The organism is Actinomadura darangshiensis, from assembly GCF_004349235.1.
GTDB classification, from domain to species: Bacteria; Actinomycetota; Actinomycetes; order Streptosporangiales; family Streptosporangiaceae; genus Spirillospora; species Spirillospora darangshiensis.
On the sequence record NZ_SMKY01000210.1, the window covers coordinates 1 to 16,036 of the forward strand.

Annotated in this window: 17 protein-coding genes; 9 read left to right on the forward strand and 8 right to left on the reverse strand. The window is 70.2% G+C overall.

The genetic code is table 11. The annotated features are described in order from the left end of the window. Positions 1 to 57 precede the first annotated feature (57 nt). Positions 58 to 1,245, reverse strand: a complete 1,188-nt coding sequence (locus tag E1293_RS33025; protein WP_132201609.1) for an MFS transporter — start codon at positions 1,243 to 1,245, stop codon at positions 58 to 60. A gap of 101 nt (positions 1,246 to 1,346) precedes the next feature. On the opposite strand from E1293_RS33025, the gene E1293_RS33030 reads away from it, so the two are divergent. The 4 genes from E1293_RS33030 (at position 1,347) to E1293_RS33045 (ending at position 5,370) form a co-directional block, all read left to right on the forward strand. Beyond that, positions 1,347 to 2,183 carry a helix-turn-helix domain-containing protein gene (locus E1293_RS33030; RefSeq protein WP_132201611.1) on the forward strand — a complete coding sequence of 279 codons (837 nt, stop codon included), beginning with the start codon at positions 1,347 to 1,349 and terminating at the stop codon, positions 2,181 to 2,183. Positions 2,184 to 2,248: 65 nt separating this feature from the next. Continuing rightward, the gene (locus E1293_RS33035) at positions 2,249 to 3,910 is read left to right on the forward strand and encodes a hypothetical protein (RefSeq protein ID WP_132201613.1); all 1,662 of its coding nucleotides are present in this window, start codon (positions 2,249 to 2,251) and stop codon (positions 3,908 to 3,910) included. 83 nt (positions 3,911 to 3,993) lie between these two features. Beyond that, positions 3,994 to 4,701, forward strand: a complete 708-nt coding sequence (locus tag E1293_RS33040) for an MBL fold metallo-hydrolase (protein WP_132201615.1) — start codon at positions 3,994 to 3,996, stop codon at positions 4,699 to 4,701. A 114-nt stretch (positions 4,702 to 4,815) separates the two neighbouring features. Next, a complete protein-coding gene (locus E1293_RS33045; protein WP_243716893.1) occupies positions 4,816 to 5,370 on the forward strand; it encodes a cupin domain-containing protein in 555 nt (184 codons plus the stop codon). A gap of 4 nt (positions 5,371 to 5,374) precedes the next feature. Here E1293_RS33045 and E1293_RS33050 read toward each other — a convergent pair whose 3' ends face one another. After that, a complete protein-coding gene (locus E1293_RS33050; protein ID WP_165978504.1) occupies positions 5,375 to 6,139 on the reverse strand; it encodes a DUF4097 family beta strand repeat-containing protein in 765 nt (254 codons plus the stop codon). Between the two features lie 59 nt (positions 6,140 to 6,198). Here E1293_RS33050 and E1293_RS33055 point away from each other — a divergent pair, with 59 nt between their 5' ends. Continuing rightward, a complete protein-coding gene (locus E1293_RS33055; protein WP_132201619.1) occupies positions 6,199 to 6,837 on the forward strand; it encodes a TetR/AcrR family transcriptional regulator in 639 nt (212 codons plus the stop codon). Between the two features lie 11 nt (positions 6,838 to 6,848). Next, on the forward strand, positions 6,849 to 9,047 hold the full coding sequence (locus tag E1293_RS33060; protein WP_132201621.1) for an MMPL family transporter: 2,199 nt from the start codon (positions 6,849 to 6,851) through the stop codon (positions 9,045 to 9,047). A gap of 75 nt (positions 9,048 to 9,122) precedes the next feature. Here the strand turns inward: E1293_RS33060 and E1293_RS33065 are convergent, their stop codons facing one another. Both E1293_RS33065 and E1293_RS33070 read right to left on the reverse strand, forming a co-directional pair. Next, positions 9,123 to 9,308 (reverse strand): DUF397 domain-containing protein, encoded by a 186-nt coding sequence (locus E1293_RS33065; RefSeq protein WP_132201623.1) that lies wholly within the window; start codon positions 9,306 to 9,308, stop codon positions 9,123 to 9,125. Continuing rightward, positions 9,293 to 10,081, reverse strand: coding sequence for a helix-turn-helix domain-containing protein (locus E1293_RS33070; protein ID WP_132201625.1), 789 nt, complete (start codon positions 10,079 to 10,081; stop codon positions 9,293 to 9,295). The genes E1293_RS33065 and E1293_RS33070 overlap by 16 nt, the downstream gene beginning before the upstream one ends. A gap of 131 nt (positions 10,082 to 10,212) precedes the next feature. Between E1293_RS33070 and E1293_RS33075 the strand changes: the two genes are divergently transcribed. After that, the gene (locus E1293_RS33075; protein ID WP_132201627.1) at positions 10,213 to 10,593 is read left to right on the forward strand and encodes an ATP-binding protein; all 381 of its coding nucleotides are present in this window, start codon (positions 10,213 to 10,215) and stop codon (positions 10,591 to 10,593) included. Beyond that, positions 10,590 to 10,946 carry a hypothetical protein gene (locus E1293_RS33080; protein ID WP_132201629.1) on the forward strand — a complete coding sequence of 119 codons (357 nt, stop codon included), beginning with the start codon at positions 10,590 to 10,592 and terminating at the stop codon, positions 10,944 to 10,946. The genes E1293_RS33075 and E1293_RS33080 overlap by 4 nt, the downstream gene beginning before the upstream one ends. A gap of 63 nt (positions 10,947 to 11,009) precedes the next feature. Here E1293_RS33080 and E1293_RS33085 read toward each other — a convergent pair whose 3' ends face one another. Continuing rightward, positions 11,010 to 11,663, reverse strand: coding sequence for a TetR/AcrR family transcriptional regulator (locus tag E1293_RS33085; protein ID WP_132201631.1), 654 nt, complete (start codon positions 11,661 to 11,663; stop codon positions 11,010 to 11,012). A 112-nt stretch (positions 11,664 to 11,775) separates the two neighbouring features. On the opposite strand from E1293_RS33085, the gene E1293_RS33090 reads away from it, so the two are divergent. Further along, the gene (locus E1293_RS33090; protein ID WP_132201633.1) at positions 11,776 to 12,786 is read left to right on the forward strand and encodes a zinc-binding dehydrogenase; all 1,011 of its coding nucleotides are present in this window, start codon (positions 11,776 to 11,778) and stop codon (positions 12,784 to 12,786) included. A gap of 212 nt (positions 12,787 to 12,998) precedes the next feature. Here the strand turns inward: E1293_RS33090 and E1293_RS33095 are convergent, their stop codons facing one another. The 3 genes from E1293_RS33095 to E1293_RS47875 all read right to left on the reverse strand — a co-directional run. Continuing rightward, positions 12,999 to 14,756: a serine/threonine-protein kinase gene (locus tag E1293_RS33095; protein ID WP_132201635.1), complete on the reverse strand. Its 1,758-nt coding sequence runs from the start codon at positions 14,754 to 14,756 to the stop codon at positions 12,999 to 13,001. Then, entirely contained in the window at positions 14,753 to 15,529 is a 777-nt protein-coding gene (locus E1293_RS33100) for a hypothetical protein (protein WP_132201637.1), read from the reverse strand. The genes E1293_RS33095 and E1293_RS33100 overlap by 4 nt, the downstream gene beginning before the upstream one ends. 23 nt (positions 15,530 to 15,552) lie before the next feature. Beyond that, positions 15,553 to 16,036: hypothetical protein (locus E1293_RS47875; protein ID WP_165978505.1), on the reverse strand; the 484-nt coding region annotated here is incomplete at its 5' end.

A 16,036-nucleotide genomic window follows, 5' to 3' on the forward strand; every position in this document is an offset into this window, starting at 1 on the left:
CGGATCATCACCCCCACGCCCAGATGCTAACCGGGCCTCACGCCGTCCCGTCCCAGTTCACGCCGCCGCCGGCCGCACGGTGCCCCGGCCGGCAGCCAGCGCGACGACCGCCTGGCCGGACGCGGCGACGCACATCAGGGTGATCGGTGCGCGCCAGCCGGAACCGACGGTGTGCAGCAGTCCGAAAACCACCGGTCCCGCCGCTGCCAGCAGGTAGCCGATCGACTGCGCCATCGCCGACAACGCGCCCGCCACGGCCGCGTCCTGGGCGCGCAGGCTGAAGAAGGCCAGTGCGAGCACCAGGCAGGCTCCGCCGCCCAACCCGAGGACGACGCTCCACAGCGCCGCCCATCCCGGCGCCACCAGGAGCCCGAGGTAGCCGGCGAGGACGACCGCCGAGCTCACCGTCGCCACCGCTCGCTGGTCACGCGCCCGGCGCATCACGGCAGGCACCGCCAGGCTGGTCACGACGGCGACGGCCTGGAACAGGAACAGCAGCCATCCGGCCGCGGCCGCACTCACTCCGCTGTCCTGGAACACCTGAGGCAGCCACGTCACCACGACATAGAAGCTGAGCGACTGCAGCCCCATGAAAGCCGTCACCGCCCACGCCAGCGCCGATCGCCACGGCAACCGGTGTCCGCGAGCCGCCTCCGGGACCGTCCGCGGGGTTCGCATCTGCGGAAGCCACAGCGCGACGGCCACGAGCGCGAGCACGATCCAGCACCCCAGCGCGGTGGCCCAGCCGCCCGGGGCGGCCTGGCCGATCGGTACCGCCACCCCGGAGGCCACCGCGGCCACACCCCCCATCACCGTGGCGTACGCACTGGTCAGCAGCCCCACTCTGGTGGGGAAATCGCGCTTGATCAGGCTGGGCAGTACCACGTTGCCCACGGCGATTCCCGCCCCGATCAGTACGGTTCCCGAGAACAGGCCGATCGCCACCGGCACCCATCGGACCGCGATCCCCAGTGCCAGCACCACGAGCGCACCCCCGAGGAGCCGCTCGGGTCCCCACCGCGCGGCCAGTCGCGGAACCATCGGAGACAGCACCGCGAACGCCAGCAAGGGCAGCGTGTTCAGCAGGCCCGCCACGGCCGGGTCCAGCCCCAGATCGTCCTGTACGCGATCCAGCAGCGGTCCGACGCCGGTCAGACTCGCCCGCAGGTTCGCCGCCACCACCAGCAGCCCCCACACCAGCAATGCCTGACCAGAACGACGCCTTGTGTTGTGCTTGTTCTGCATGTCCACCACGATCGAGCCGAGCCGCGGCGACAGCCAGGCCGCGCTCAGGCTGGCCCCCAGGGGGCCACCCTCGGCACCCGGCAGCGCCGTACGCTCACGGCATGGGCACACCGTTGGGGAATTTCATCCGTGCCAAGCGCGACAGCATCCAGCCGGAATCCCTGGGGCTGCCCGAACGCGGCCACCGCCGGTCGCCCGGTCTACGCCGCCTGGACCTCGCCACGCGGGGCGGCATCAGCGTCGAGTACCTGACCCGCATCGAGCAGGGCCGCGACCGCAATCCCTCGACCGCGGTCATCAACGCGCTCGCCGACGCGCTCAGCCTCTCCCCTTCGGAACGCACCCACCTGCGCTACCTCGCGAAGATCACCGGCGATCGGTGCTCCGCCGACTTCCGGCCCGCACCACCGCCCCGGCGGGTGCGGCCGTCCGTCCTCACGACTCTCCGCCTCCTCGAACCGGGCATCGCCATCGTCACCAACCGGCTGGGCGACGTCCTCGCGCACACCGGCGGCTACGAGTCGGTCACCAGTGGAACCGGCCTGCTCGACACCGACCTCCCGAACCTCACCCGCTACGTTTTCACCGACCCCCGCGCCCGGACGTTCTTCACCGACTGGGACGACATCGCGGACGAGCAGGCATTCGACCTGTGGCTCGCACCGTCCCTCGAGAACCTCGAATGGCTCACCGCCGAACTGACCCCCATGGCCGGCCCCGATCTCACCCGCCGCCTGAACCGCCACGTGGTACCGCGACGTGGAGTCCTCCGGCTCTACCACCCGGCGGGCCACGAGCTCCGACTCCTCCGCGAGACCCTCGAACTCCCCGCCGATGCCCAGCAACTCGTCGTCTTCCTCCCCGCCGACGAGCAGACGGCCGAGGCCATCGACCAACTTCACCGCCGTCCCCACGGCCGGCTCCGCTCCATCTCCTGATACACCCCGCTCGCTCAACCCCACCGTGACCGACCCGTGCGCACAATGCGGGTGGAGGTGCCCCGGTGCGGACGGTGGACCGCGAGCACTACGCCAGGCTTCTGCGGCTGGCGTACCTGGTGCTGGACGACGGCGACGCCCCGCTGATGCGCGCCCGCCGCGTCGCCACCGTGGCCGTCCGGGCTCGGCGCGGGGGATACCCGGCCATGCGGACGCTGCTCGTCGCGACCCTGCTCACCGGCCCGCCCGCCGGGCGGAACCGGCTGCACCGCCTCGTCTTCGAGCCCGCGCGAACCTCGCCGGGGCCGGTCCGGACGGCGCTGCTGCGGTTGCCGCCCCATGAGCGGCTCGCCTACCTGTTGCGCCGCGACGGTCTCACCGCCCCCGAGGTCGCCGCGGAATTACGTCCCCATGTCGAGGTCGATTTCGCGGACGTGGACCAGGCCATCGCCGCCGTCGACGGCCGGACGGGGCTGGACGAGGCCGAGCAGCGGGCCGAGATCGAGGCGTTCGAGCCCGATCTGGTCCGGCTCCGCCCACCACCCGTCCGGCGCGCCGCCGTAGCGCTCCTGCTGGTGCCGCTTCTGGCGGTCGCCGGGTTCGTCCTGACCCGGCCGGACGACAAGCGTGGCGGGCTGGCCGCGATCGACCCGCGCGCGTGGCAGACGACCGCGACGCCGACCATCGACCATTGGCCCGCCCAGGGCGGACTGCGACACGACGCCGGCCTGCTGCGCCGGGCCGCCGACGCCTGGCGCGCCGGCGACGAACCGCCGCGCGGCCGCGTCCTCGTCCTGTACGCCGGGAGGGTGGACGGCGCGTCCCTGGTCGTGCTGCGCGACTCTCCCGGCCGCCGGGACGCGCCCAGCGTGGCGCAGTACTTCGAGCGGCGCCTGTCACGCGGCGTGGAGTCGGTCCGCAGGCTCGGGACGGACGCGGGGCAACTCATCATGCTGGGCATGACGTGGCGCTACCTCGTCCCGCCATGGCTGCGCGACGTGCGGGCGGCGATGCCGTCCGGGCGCTCCCCGGCCTGGCGACCTCTGGCGATCCGGGACGGGTTGAGCGACCCGCTGCCGTGGAACTGGTTCAGACCGCGCTGCCAGAACTACGTGGTGTTCCAGATGACGTTCCGCCCGCCCGCCGGGCAGCCGCAGGCCGTCACGCAACTCGCCTCCAACGACCCCCGCTCTGCGGCGCCACGGGTGTGGTTCCGCACCCCGTCCGAGGAGCGGTTCCGGTGGGCCGCGCTGCACGCCGTCGCCTGCGAGGGGGCGACGACCCTGAGCGAGTCGGCCGACCTGCGATTGGGCCGCCTGTGGAGCGGCGACCTGCCCGACAACGGCGGCAAGGCGACCCTGCTGACCGTGGACCCGTCCGCGGACGCGCCGGGCACCTCGATCCTGATCTCCGACTCTGGACGGGCCCTGTCCGAGCGCGGCAGGACGAACAGCGACACCACCTCATCGACCGGAACGATGGCCGCCGCCCTGTGGTGGCGGTCATCCCGGCGCTGGCATCTGATAGCGGCGGCCGGTCCGAACGTGACGCGCCTGAAGACGGTCGGCGAACTGGGCACCCACGAGACCACGGCGGCCCGACCAGGCGAGACACCCCTGCTAACGGTGCCGGGCCCACCAGCCGGTACCCCGGCGTCCCACCTCCCGGTCGTCCAGGTCGTGGCCTACGAACCTGACGAAGACCACACAACCGTCACCCCGGGATGAACCAACCGGAGGCTATTAGTGTTAGCCTATAAATTATATTGCTTAGCCGCTGACGCTCTGCACCCACTGCTTGGAGAAGCCTTATGAAACTCGCCCCTCATCTGCACCGCCTCGGGAACGACATCGTGGCGTGCTACCTCGTCGACACCCCCGAGGGCATCACGCTCATCGACGCGGGGCTGCCCGGCCACTGGCGGGACCTCCAGCGCGAACTCCGCTCCCTGGGCAAGACCGTCGACGACATCCGCGGGCTCGTGCTGACCCACGGCGACTCCGACCACATCGGCTTCGCCGAACGCCTGCGCCGCGACCACGGCGTGCCGGTGTTCGTGCACGCCGCCGACGCCGTCCGCGCCCGCACGGGAGAGAAGCCCAAGGTCGCGTTCGGCCCCATGCGCCTCGTCCCGACGCTCGGCTTCTTCGGCTACTCCATCCGCAAGAACGGCCTGCGTCCCCGCTACATCGGCGAAGTCACCGAGATCGCGGACGGCGACGTCCTGGACCTGCCCGGCAGCCCGGCCATCGTGGGCATGCCGGGACACTCCCCGGGAAGCGTGGCCGTGCACGTCCCGGTCGCCGACGCCGTCTTCGTCGGCGACGCGCTGACCACGCGGCATGTCCTCACCGGACGCGGCGGTCCGCAGCCCGCGCCCTTCACCGACGACCCGGCCGAAGCGCTCGCCTCCCTCGACCGCATCGCCGGACTGTCGGCCTCCTGGGTGCTCCCGGGCCACGGCGCCCCCTGGCCCACGTCACCGGCCCAGGTGCCCGAGGCGATCCGGAAGGCCTGACCGGCCGATGTGTGCGGGCCACATCGCCGGGGACCTAGGCCGTAGGCCCAGGACCTAGGCCTACCCCATGATCATGCTTGTGGCCGATCCGGGCACCGTGGGGCGAAAGCCACCATGGGAGTGAACCTCAACGGCAAGGAGAGCACGATGTCGTACCCGGAGCACCTGCAGTACCCCGAGCCCCGCTACCACGGAGACAGGGGCGAGGTGAACGCGTCCTTCCGGACCGCCGACACCCCGCCGGACCTCACCTCGCCCGGCGGCGGCGGCACCCACTACCTGGCCACCCACGAGTCCACTGGCGGCGAGTTCGGCCTGTACAAGGTGGACCTGGCAGCACGGTCCGCCGGCGCAAAGACCCACTTCCACAAGGCGATGTCGGAGTCGTTCTACGTCCTCTCCGGGGAGTTGGAGCTCTTCAACGGCGATAAGTGGGTGACAGGCCGCCCCGGTGACTTCCTGTACGTGCCGGTCGGCGGCCTGCACGGCTTCAGGAACGTGGCGGACGAGCCCATGTCGATGCTCATGCTCTTCTCTCCGGGCGCCCCGCGCGAGGAGTACTTCGAGAGGGTCGCGGAGATGTCGCAGCGCGGCGGCCAGGAACTCAAGGAGTTCCGCGTGCGCCACGACAGCTTCTTCGAGGAGGACTTCGAGCCGGACGCGCCGTAGGGGGTCAGCCGCCTGCCGCGGTGTTCAAGGTGATCGCCCCGCTGTCGGTGCGGACGGTGATCGAGCGGGGGGCCGAGGCGTCCTTGGGGACGTCGGCGTGGACGTCGCCGCTGTCGGTGGTGGTGCTGATCTTGTAGGTGGCGCGTGGGACCGTCACCTTCACCTCACCGTTCTCGGTGGTCACGGTTGCCTGGCGTGGCGCGGCGGCGAATGACAGGTCGACCTTGCCGCTCTGGGACGTGGCCGAGAGCTGTGGCGACCTGGTCGCGGTGGAGCGCAGTTCGCCGTTCTCGCTGCGCAGGTCGAGCGGGCCGGTGGCGCCGTTGACCTTGATCGCGCCGTTTGTGCTGCGGATGCGCAGCGCGGTCCCGAAGCCGGTGGCCGAGATCGTCCCGTTCTGGCCCTCGATGCCGACCGTGAGGCTGCGGGGCACCAGCACCTGGTAGCGCACTGCGCAGCCGCCGATCAGGGCGCCGCAGTCGGTGGACAGGGTGAGCCGGTCGCCGGCCAGTTCCCAGGTCGCGGACGGCTTGCCGCCGATCAGCGCCCACCGGTCGAATCGGCGTGTCACCTGCACGTTCTTGACATCGGCGGGACGGATCTCCAGGTCGCCCTGGTCCTTGGCGATGGTGAGGCGGGAGCCTGCGGGGCCGAAGTCGCGCCGCTCGGGCGTGGCGTCGGCGGCCGACGCGCCGCAGCCGGTGAGGGACGCGAGCAGCAGCAGCGATCCCGTGGCCAGGGGCAGTGAGCGACGAAATGAGGGGGGCAACGAGCCTCCAAAGTCGATACCGAAAGTATTGAATACTTTAAGTATGCTACGGTCCGGTCATGACCGACAACCCCACTGACAGGCCGGGGCCCGCGAGGCGGGTCCCACGCGAGGAGGTCCGGCGGCGGCTGCTGACCGAAGCGGTGCGGGCGTTCACCGAACACGGCTACGACGACGCCCGGATCGAGGACATCGCCCATGCCGCCGGATTCACCAAGGGCGCCGTCTACTCCAACTTCGGCGGCAAGCAGGAACTGTTCGGCGCCGTCCTCGGCCAGGGGGCCCAGGACGAGCTCGCCACGGTGACCGCCGAGATCGACGGCGCCGACAACGCCGGTGCGGTGATCGAACGGGTCGCCGAGCTGATCGCCGCCCGCATCACCGGGGACACCCGGCACGGCCAACTCGGGCTGGAGTTCGCCGCCCGCGCCGCCCGCGACGAGCAGACCCGGGCCGTGCTGGCCCCGATGCGCCGCGCACAGCGCGACACCGCCGCCCGCTCCGTCGCCGAAGTGACCGAGCGCACCGGCACCGGTGCGGCCGTTCCCGCCGAGCTGGCCGGGCTGATCCTGCACTGCCTCACCAACGGCCTGGTCAACGAGCACCTCGCCGACCCCGAGGCCGTCACCGCGGACGTCATCAAGCAGGCGTTCACCGCCGTGCTGACCGCACTGCTCCCCCCGACCACGAACGCCTGAGAGGACTCCCGTTGGCGACCCTGCTCCACCGGCTCGGCCGGACCGCGTTCCGCCACCGATTCCGGTTCCTGGCCGGCTGGCTGGTGCTGCTGTTCCTGGCCGGAGGCGGCTTGGCGACCTTCGGCTCCCACCTGGACAGCGAGGCCACCATCCCCGGCTCGCAGTCCCAGCAGGGCATCGACCTGCTGGAACGGGTCCTGCCAAAGGCGACCGGGGTGACCGCGCAACTGGTGTTCGCCGCCCCGCCCGGCACCACCGTCGACGACCCGGCCCACCGGGCCCGCATCCAGAGCACGGTGCGGGAGGCGGCCGCGGCGCCGCAGGTCGCCGAGGCCACCGACCCGTTCCGGACCGGGACCATCTCGGCCGACCGCCGCACCGCGCTCGCCCAGGTGCTGTATCCGATCAAGCGGGACGTCCTGGCGGACGCCAGCGTCACCGCCTTGGAGGACATCGCCGCCGCGGCGCGGTCCGGCGGCCTGCGCGCCGAGGTCGGCGGGACCGTCTACAGCACCGCCGGCATGCAGGTCGGCATGGGCGAGGTGATCGGCCTCGTCGTCGCCGTGGTCGTGCTGGTGCTCACCTTCGGCTCGCTGCTGGCCGCCGGGCTGACGCTGGCCACCGCACTGGCCGGGCTGGCGATCGGGCTGCTGGGAGTGCTGCTGGCCTCCAACATCGCCACCGTCTCCGACACCGCCCCGGCCCTGGCGCTGATGGTCGGCCTGGCCGTCGGCATCGACTACGCGCTGTTCGTCGGCTCCCGGCACCGCGCCCAACTCGCCGACGGAATGGGAGCCGAGGAATCAGCGGCGCGCGCGACCGCCACCGCCGGCGGCGCCGTCGTCTTCGCCGGCCTGACGGTGATCGTCGCGCTGGCCGGGCTGGCGGTGGTCGGCATCCCGTTCCTGACCGTCATGGGCCTGGCCGCCGCACTGACCGTGCTGATGGCGGTGGGCGCCGCGGTCACCCTGCTGCCCGCCCTGTTCGGCCTGGCCGGGGAGCGTCTGCGTCCCAAGCCGGGCTCGCCCGCCACCCGCCCGCGGCCCGCCGGCGCCGGCGGGCTGCGCTGGGCCCGCCTGGTCACCCGCCGCCCGCTGATCACCATCCCGGTCGTCCTGCTGGCCCTGGGCGCGATGGCGCTCCCGGCGCTGCGGCTCAACCTGGCGATGCCCGACAACGGCACCGCCGACCCCGCCTCCACCCAGCGCAAGGCCTACGACCTGATCTCCGACGCCTTCGGTCCCGGCAACAACGGACGGCTGCTGGTCCTCGTCCACACCCGCGGGGACGACCCGGTACGGGCCGCCGCCCAGATCGGCGCCGCGCTCGACCTGCCCGGTGTGGCATCGGTCAGCGACCCCGAACCCGGCACCGACGGCCGCACCGCGGTCCTCAACCTCGTCCCCGAGCAGGGCCCGCGCACCCAGGCGACCCAACGACTCGTCCGCGACATCCGCTCCCATACCCCCGCCCTCGGCGCCGCCGCGGACGCCGAGGTCCTGGTCACCGGCTCCACGCCCGCCGCCATCGACGTCTCCGACCGGCTCCGCGACTCGCTACCGCCCTTCATCGCCGTCGTGGTCGGGCTCTCGCTGCTGTTGCTGCTCCTGGTCTTCCGCTCGATCCTCGTTCCGGTCAAGGCCGCGGCCGGGTTCCTGCTGTCGGCGGGCGCCGCGTTCGGCGCGGTCGTCGCCGTCTTCCAGTGGGGCTGGCTCGCCGGCCTGTTCGGCGTCGCCACCACCGGACCGGTCTTCAGCTTCATGCCCATCGTCGTGATCGCCGTGCTGTTCGGCCTGGCCATGGACTACCAGGTCTTCCTGGTATCGCGGATCCGCGAGGAACACGTCCGCACCGGCCGGCCGCGCGAGGCCGTCCTGACCGGTTCAAGGCACGCCACCCGGGTCATCACCGCCGCCGCACTGATCATGTTCGCCGTCTTCACCGGCTTCGTCACCACCGACGACCTCACCCTCAAACCCATCGCCCTCGGCCTGGCCGCCGGGATCCTGGCCGACGCCTTCCTCGTCCGGATGACCCTCGTGCCCGCCGTCCTCGCACTGACCGGCCATGCCGCCTGGTGGCTGCCCCGATGGCTGAACCGGCTCCTCCCCAACCTCGACATCGAAGGCGCCACCCTGCACCACCCCGGTCACCCACACGCCAAAGGCGCCGACCACACCGCAGAACCGCGGGGTGTGCTTCGAAAGTAATGACGTGGCGATGAGCTGCCCAGACATGGAGAAGCCCCGGCCGGGAGGGCCGGGGCTTCGCTGGCTGGTGGGGGACTACCGCTGTTTGAGCTCGGTCAGGAGGCTGCGGAACGCAGTCCGGGCGAGGAGGAGCTTGGGTCCATCTGGATCCTTGGAGTCCCGCACCCCCACGCCCTCAGCGAGCGCCGCCATCTCCACACACGAGCCGCCCTGGTCGTTGCTCTGCCGAGCCTTTCGCCACACCGTCACGTGCCTGTCCATCGCTCCGAGATGACCTTTCGTATGAACTCGCGGGAGGCGTCGGCGCTCAATGCCTTGGCTTGCAACGTCGAGAACGCCTTGACGATGTGCAAGATATCGTCCCGCTCGCCCGAGGTGACCCCTCCGGTGGAGGTTTCCTGGTGCAGCAACTCTTCTCCGGTTGCCTGGGTAGCGAGATCGAACGAGCCACTGATGCCGCGGTAATAGGCCGTTGGTGCGATCTGGAGTGTGACGTTCTCCCACTCAGAGACCTCAAGCAAGTAGGCGAGTTGCTCGCGCATCACGTCCGGTCCGCCGACCTCTCGTAGCAGCACGGCTTCGCCGATGACGACACAGATCGTGGGCGCGTTCTCGCCCTTCAGAATCTGTTGTCGGCGCATGCGCCCCTCATAGGCGCCGTCTGTCGGCAGCAGCGTTCGAGCGTACCTCTCAGTCTGGAACATGCCGTAGACGAATGTCTCGTGGTAGGCGCGCAGGAGGGCTGCAGTCGACTCAGCCACCGAGTAGTCGGTGAAGAACTTCGGGTGAGCCGATGACTTGAGGATTCCGTCCCAGGCGTCGGTGAGCGTGGGGTCGATTCCGAGGGCCTCGTCCAGTCGTATGGCGAAGTCCCTCCGGCATCGGGTGGTCCCGTTCTCCACTTGGGCGATGTAACTGCGGCTCACAGCAGCGCGGTCGGCCAGCTCAAGCCGAGTGAGGTCAGCCTCATGCCGAAGCCGGGTCACTTCCTGGCCGAAGGAGATCGTCTGACGCGTTGGCTTGCGTGCAGCCATTGGCACACCCCCTGAAGATCGGCTGACACCTTCTGACAACGGCGTGCCTGTGTTGTCGTTCTTTCGTGGTCACATTACGCCTTGGAGTGGATTCTGTGCGGGGAGTTACCGGAACTCGGAGGTGATCGTTCATGGAGGGCCCCGCGGAGATCGTTGTGCCGGTTCAGGCCGAGTCGATCAAGGTCGCTCGGGACTGGGTCGAGGACGTCCTGGGGAGATGGGGGCAGGACGCGTACGTGGCGAAGGTCGTGGTGTCGGAGCTGGTGACGAACGTCCTTCGGCACACCGGGAGTGCGACCGCGACGGTACGGGTCGTCCAGGCGGACAAGGGGACGGTCGTGGAGGTGTTCGACTCCTGCGACGTCCTGCCGGTCGCGGGTGCGGCGGACCTGCTGGATGAGGGCGGGCGCGGCCTGGCGATGCTGGGTGCGCTGGTCAAGGAGTGGGGCGCCCAGCCGGTCGGCGGCGGTGGGAAGGCCGTGTGGGCACTGCTGTCCGACGGGCCGGCGTGAACGAGGCCGACGTCCTGGCCCGTCTGCGCGAACGGTTCCCCTCCTGGTCCATCTCGGTGGGCCAGGGCATGTGGCGGGCCTCGGGGCGCCTCATCATCCGGTCCTCGTCGCCGGAACAACTGGAGGCGGCGCTGAACGGCGAACCCCCGATCCCGTCCCGCCTCGCCTCGCCTCGCGCAGGATCACCGTGCGCGCGCATATCGGCCAGCCTCAACGTCCTGGAGCGCGCCTTCTTGGACGCGGCGGCGATGCTGGCTCGGCACCGCTGGCCCGGCGCCGCGGCCGGTTCCGAGCCCTGCTCAGCACGTCCTGGCCGTCCTGCTGGTCATCGCGGTCGTCAAAGCGGCACCTGAGAACCTGATGCGCCCAAGGGAGATGACGTTAACCCCCGACGACTCGGCGCTGATCAGCGTCGGTCACGACGGCAGGTCCCTCCCCTGCCGCCGGGCCTGCTGACCAGGCCGCGCGGACGTGAGCGTGTCCCAGGCGGCCATTGCCCCGGTGACGACCCCTTCCAACTCGGCGCGGGTGGCGCCGTCGCGCGCCTGTATGGAGAGGCCCTGCACCACGGTGGTGTAATAGCGCGCGATGGCGTCGAGGTCGGCGGGTGGCACGGAGAGGTCGCCGTCGGTGACGCCTTGAGCGAGCCGGTCTCGGACGGCGGTGAACTGCCCGTGCCGGAGGCCGGCCAGGAACTCCCGGACCGTGTGGTTCTCCACGGCCCCGGTCGGCGCGGCTAGGACGAGCATGCAGTAGTGGGGGGCGTCCGGGCGGGTGATCTCGTCGGCGGTGGCACGCAGCATGGCGTGGATCGCGGCGCGCGTGTCCGGTTCTTCGCGCAGCGGACGCCTGGGCCGCTCTCCCGAGGTCGCTCCGTAGAGGGCCATGACCTGGCGGAAGAGCTCCTCCTTGCTTCCGAAGCAGGCGTAGATGCTGGCCGAGGCGATTCCCATGGCCTTGGCCAGGTCGTTGAGCGAGGTGCCCTCGTAGCCGCGTTCCCAGAACACGTCCAGCGCCTGGCGGAGGGCGGTGTCCGGGTCGAAGGTGCGCGGCCTGCCGCGAGTAGCCATCGGGGTGCGTCTCCGTACTTGTTTGTCGTTCGATCAACATTACCTTGACCGGCGGTGCGCGGCCGTGGCAGGTTTGTTTGTCAGTCGATAAACAAAGAGGAGAGCGACTGCCATGAGGATTCCCGCGACCATGCGCGCCCTGGAGCAGACGTCCCTGGACGGCCCGCAAGACCTCCGCCTGGTCACCGATGCGCCGGTGCCGAGCCCAGGCCCGGGTGAAGTCCTGATCCGGGTCACCGCCGCCGGCGTCAACTTCGTCGACATCTCGCAGTCCCGCGGGACGTTCGCAGGCGGCCCGCACCCGCCATATCTGGCGGGAATCGAGGGCGCCGGTGAAGTCATCGCCGTCGGCGAGGGGGTGACCGGCCTGGAGCCCGGCACCCACGTCATCGGCGTCAGCATCAGGGGCGGCGCCTTCGCCGACTACATGGTGCTGCCCGCGGCCGCCGCGCTCCCGGTGCCCGCGGACTGGGCCGACGAACAGGCACTGGGCCTGGTCGTGAGCTGGCCGACCGCGCTGGCGGCGCTCAAACCGCTCGGCGGCGTCACCGCCGGGCAGACCGTCCTGATCCACGCGGCCGCCGGCGGGACCGGCCAGGCCGCGGTGAAGATGGCCAAGCACTACGGCGCGACGGTGATTGCCACGGCCTCACATGGCAAGCACGAGGTGGTGCGGGCGCTGGGCGCCGACCACGTCCTCGACTCGCGCGGCGCCGACCTCGCCGCCGAGGTCTTGCGGCTGACCGGCGGCGCGGGCGCCGACCTGGTGCTGGAGTCGGCCGGCGGCGCCACCTTCGACGCCAGCCTGGCCGCAGCCAAGCGGGTCACCGGCCGGGTCGTCGTCTACGGCCTGCCCGGCGGCGAAGCCGCGATCTCCAACTGGGACCTGGTCTACAAGCACCAGGTCCACCTCATCGGCCTGAACATCGGCATCCTGATCCAGGCCGCGCCGCAGATCTTCGGCGAAGTCATGGGCGAACTGTTCGGCCTCCTCGCGGCCGGAGTCCTCGGCTCCGGCCGTCCCACCGTCCACGAACTGGCCGAGGGCCCAAAAGCACTCGCGGACCTGGAAGCACGAGCCACCGTCGGCAAACTGGCCCTCCGCCCCGACGGCACGACGTGACCGACCCGACGGCCCATCAACCTGACCCGACTGACGATCCGCAAGCGCCACCAACAGGGCACGGCGGGCGGCGGCTACGCCGCGTCCGAACGCATCGAAGCCACGCTGGACGCCCGCGAAGGCACCTACGTCATCCCGCAGGCCGGAGTCGCGGACGGCGCCGACCAGACCAGCGGCGGAACAGCACGGCTTGTGGCGGGCCGTTCGGCCAGTCAGCCGCCCAGGACCTCGATCACCGGCAGCGTCCCGTCGATTCTCGCTCCGGCCGACTCCGGCGGGATCGCTACGTCGTCCCGGATTGCGGTCGTGACCTTCATAGGGGCGTGCGGAGTCACCAGGTACTTGCCCGGCGGCAGCAGTTTGTGTTCAGGGAGGACGATCCGGTACTTCGTCGTCCACTGGCTCATGGTGGCGCATTCCGCTGGTACGTAAGGCTGTTGCTCGCCCGTCGTGTCACTTATCACCGGAAGGGTGATCGCATCGCCTGCCTTCTGCGGGATCTCGCCCCTCTTGAATGGCGGAATTCGATAGAACGCCAGATAGTCTGATGTCTTGAGATCGATCTGATCCTTGCCAAGGCCGATTCCCCACTGATACCAGTGGGTTTTGGAGCCTCCTACCTTTTCTCCCAAGCACTGCCGCTCGCCGGTCGGCGTGTAGTGGATGGCCGCCGGCGTGCGTGCGTGGAAAGACTCTTCAAGGTGCACTTCCGTGCCGGTTTTCGCCCGTGCCGGTGCAAGTGAGTACTTGAGGTCGATGTAGGGGGTCTCTGCGACCGGGAGGTTGGCCTGACCAAGGAGAACGCCGGGCTTGGTGAAGTGGGCATGGACCCCGGCGCGGCTCGTCCCGCCGACTGTGGGGCCGGGCCAGAAGAGCCAGGCCGCGACGGCGGCGCCGGTGCCGACAGCGCCGATGGCCGCCGCCCCCTTGGCACCGCCGACCTTACTCAAGAAGCCTTTGGACGCGGACGCCCCTGTCTTCGCCAGAACGTCCGCTGACGTCGCGCCCTGTGCGAAACCCATCGACGCATGACCTGCCGCGGTCGAGACGGCTGCACCTGCGGACGCTCCGGGAGCGAAAAGGGCTCCGCCGAGCATTGCCAGCGGGACGGCGGTCGCCACGGTCGCGGCGACGGCGCCCAAGGCGAGGATTCCGCGTCGTTCCCAGTCGGGGCCGTAGGTCCGGACGGCGGCGGCTTCTAGTTGGCTCACGAACTCGTAGGCGTTCCAGACCCGTTCGGAGGGGCGTTTGGCCAGGCCGCGCTGAACTAACGAGCGCAACGGCTCCGGCACCTTTTCCAGGGGCGCCGAACCTTCGGCGTGCGCGGTTTTCAACTCCGCGAGCGTCGTCCCGCCGAAGGGTTTCTCGCCCGTGACGCATTCGACGAAGACGCAGGTGGCCGCGTAGAGGTCGGTCGCGGGTGTGGCGGGTTCTCCGGCCCATTGTTCCGGTGACATGTAGGCGGGCGTCCCGGCTTGGCCTCCCTGACCGGTGAGGACGGCGACCCCGAAGTCGATCAGCTTGCTCTGCCCGTCGTCCTGGACGAGCACGTTCGCCGGTTTGTAGTCGCGATGGACGACTCCGACCGAGTGCGCTGCGGCTAATCCGAGCAGGGAGCCCTTCAACGTAGCCAGCGCGGCTTCGGGTGTCAGCGGCCCCTCATGTTCGTCCAGCACCTTGCGGAGTGGGCGTCCGGCGACGGCCTCCAGGATGATCGCGGCGCCCCAGGGCGACTCCAGATAGTCCAGGAGCCGCGCCACATGCGGGTCGGTGACCCGCTTGAGCATCTCCGCCTCGTCCCGGAATGTGTTCCGGGCGGTCGTGTCGTGCAGCAGATCGGCGGCAAGATACTTGATCGCCACCGGCCCGCCGCCGGACTCGTGCCGTGCCAGCACGACCTCGCCCTGGGCCCCGGCCCCCAGTTCCGCCAGTTCGACGAAGCCCGGTAACGGATGCTCGCGGGAGGTCACTGGCCCGTGTTGGTCTGGATCTCGCTCACGAGGAGCGGTGTGGCCTCCGATGTCATGGTGGTGGGGCCGAGGTTTCCTCCGTTCGGATCACAGTCGGCGCCTTCACACGTCCACGAGACGTCCCACGTGATGGTGGCTGTGATCTTGTACGACCCGCTCGGCTGCGCGGCGGACGACCTCTTGTACCTGTAGTTGCAGGTTTTGCCGTTCTTGCTGCCGCCATCGTCGCAGACGAGCGTTTTCTCGCCGAGATCCCATGTCACGGACTTCGGCGCCGCCACGAGCTGGACCGTCTGAGCACCCTCGGTGATGGGCTCGGTCTCCACGTCGCCGAAGCCGTCGATCCAAAGGGCTGTCCGCAACCTCACGTATGTCTTGTCCGCGGGAGCCGTGTGAACGACGGGCACGGGAAACTCGGTCGCCGCCTGGGCCCTGGCTACGAGATCTGCCGTGGTAACCGGTGCCGCTTGAGGGATCACGGTGTTTCCCACCGGCACAAAGCCCTGCGCCTCGTCTGCGGTCAGACCGACGGGTGGGGGAGGAGCCACAGGGCCGCCGTTGCCGCCGCCACCTGCTCCCGTTCCGCCTCCTCCTCCGGTCCCGGGCTTCCGGTTGACCAGATTGCAGCTTCCCACCTTCTTGGGGCCCTTTCCTGGGACCACGTTGCAGCCTTCGGCTTGGGCGGGGAAGGCGCTCAGGAGTGGAATGGTCAGGGCCGTTGCCGTTATGACGGCGTGGGCCGCTCGACGCCTGGTGGGGGTGTGGAGAGACATCGCGTGTCCTTCCCTGCGGACCGTCAGCATTGGCGGTCCCGGACATTGGCGGCGACCTTCCAGGTGCCAGATTCGTACTGGACGGTCGCCCGGTACACGAACGCTCCGCCGGGAAGTTGGTCCATCCGCTTGCCGGTCTTGGCCGAGTAGCGGTAGGCGGCGAGGGTGCGGACGCAGTCGATCACGTAGACCTTCGTGTAGTCCTTGGATCGGGCGTAGACCCGGGGGTTGAACGTGTTGGTGAAGCGCCAGATCTCGCCCTTGGCCTTGGTGGCCTCCACGTCCTTGGTGACGTCGCTCAAAAGAGGGTCCTTGGCGACGTCCGGGAGGCGCGTCGGGTCGTTCGTGGCGTAGGCCTTTTTGTAGGCGTCCTGGTAGGCGCGGTAGCGCTGGAGGACCGTCTTGTAAAGCTGCGCTGTGGGGATGGCGGAGGGTGCGGCGGCGGCCGGGGCGGAGGCGGCGCCGGCCGGGTCGAGCCGGCCGTCGGGGGAGAGTTCGCCGTTGGAC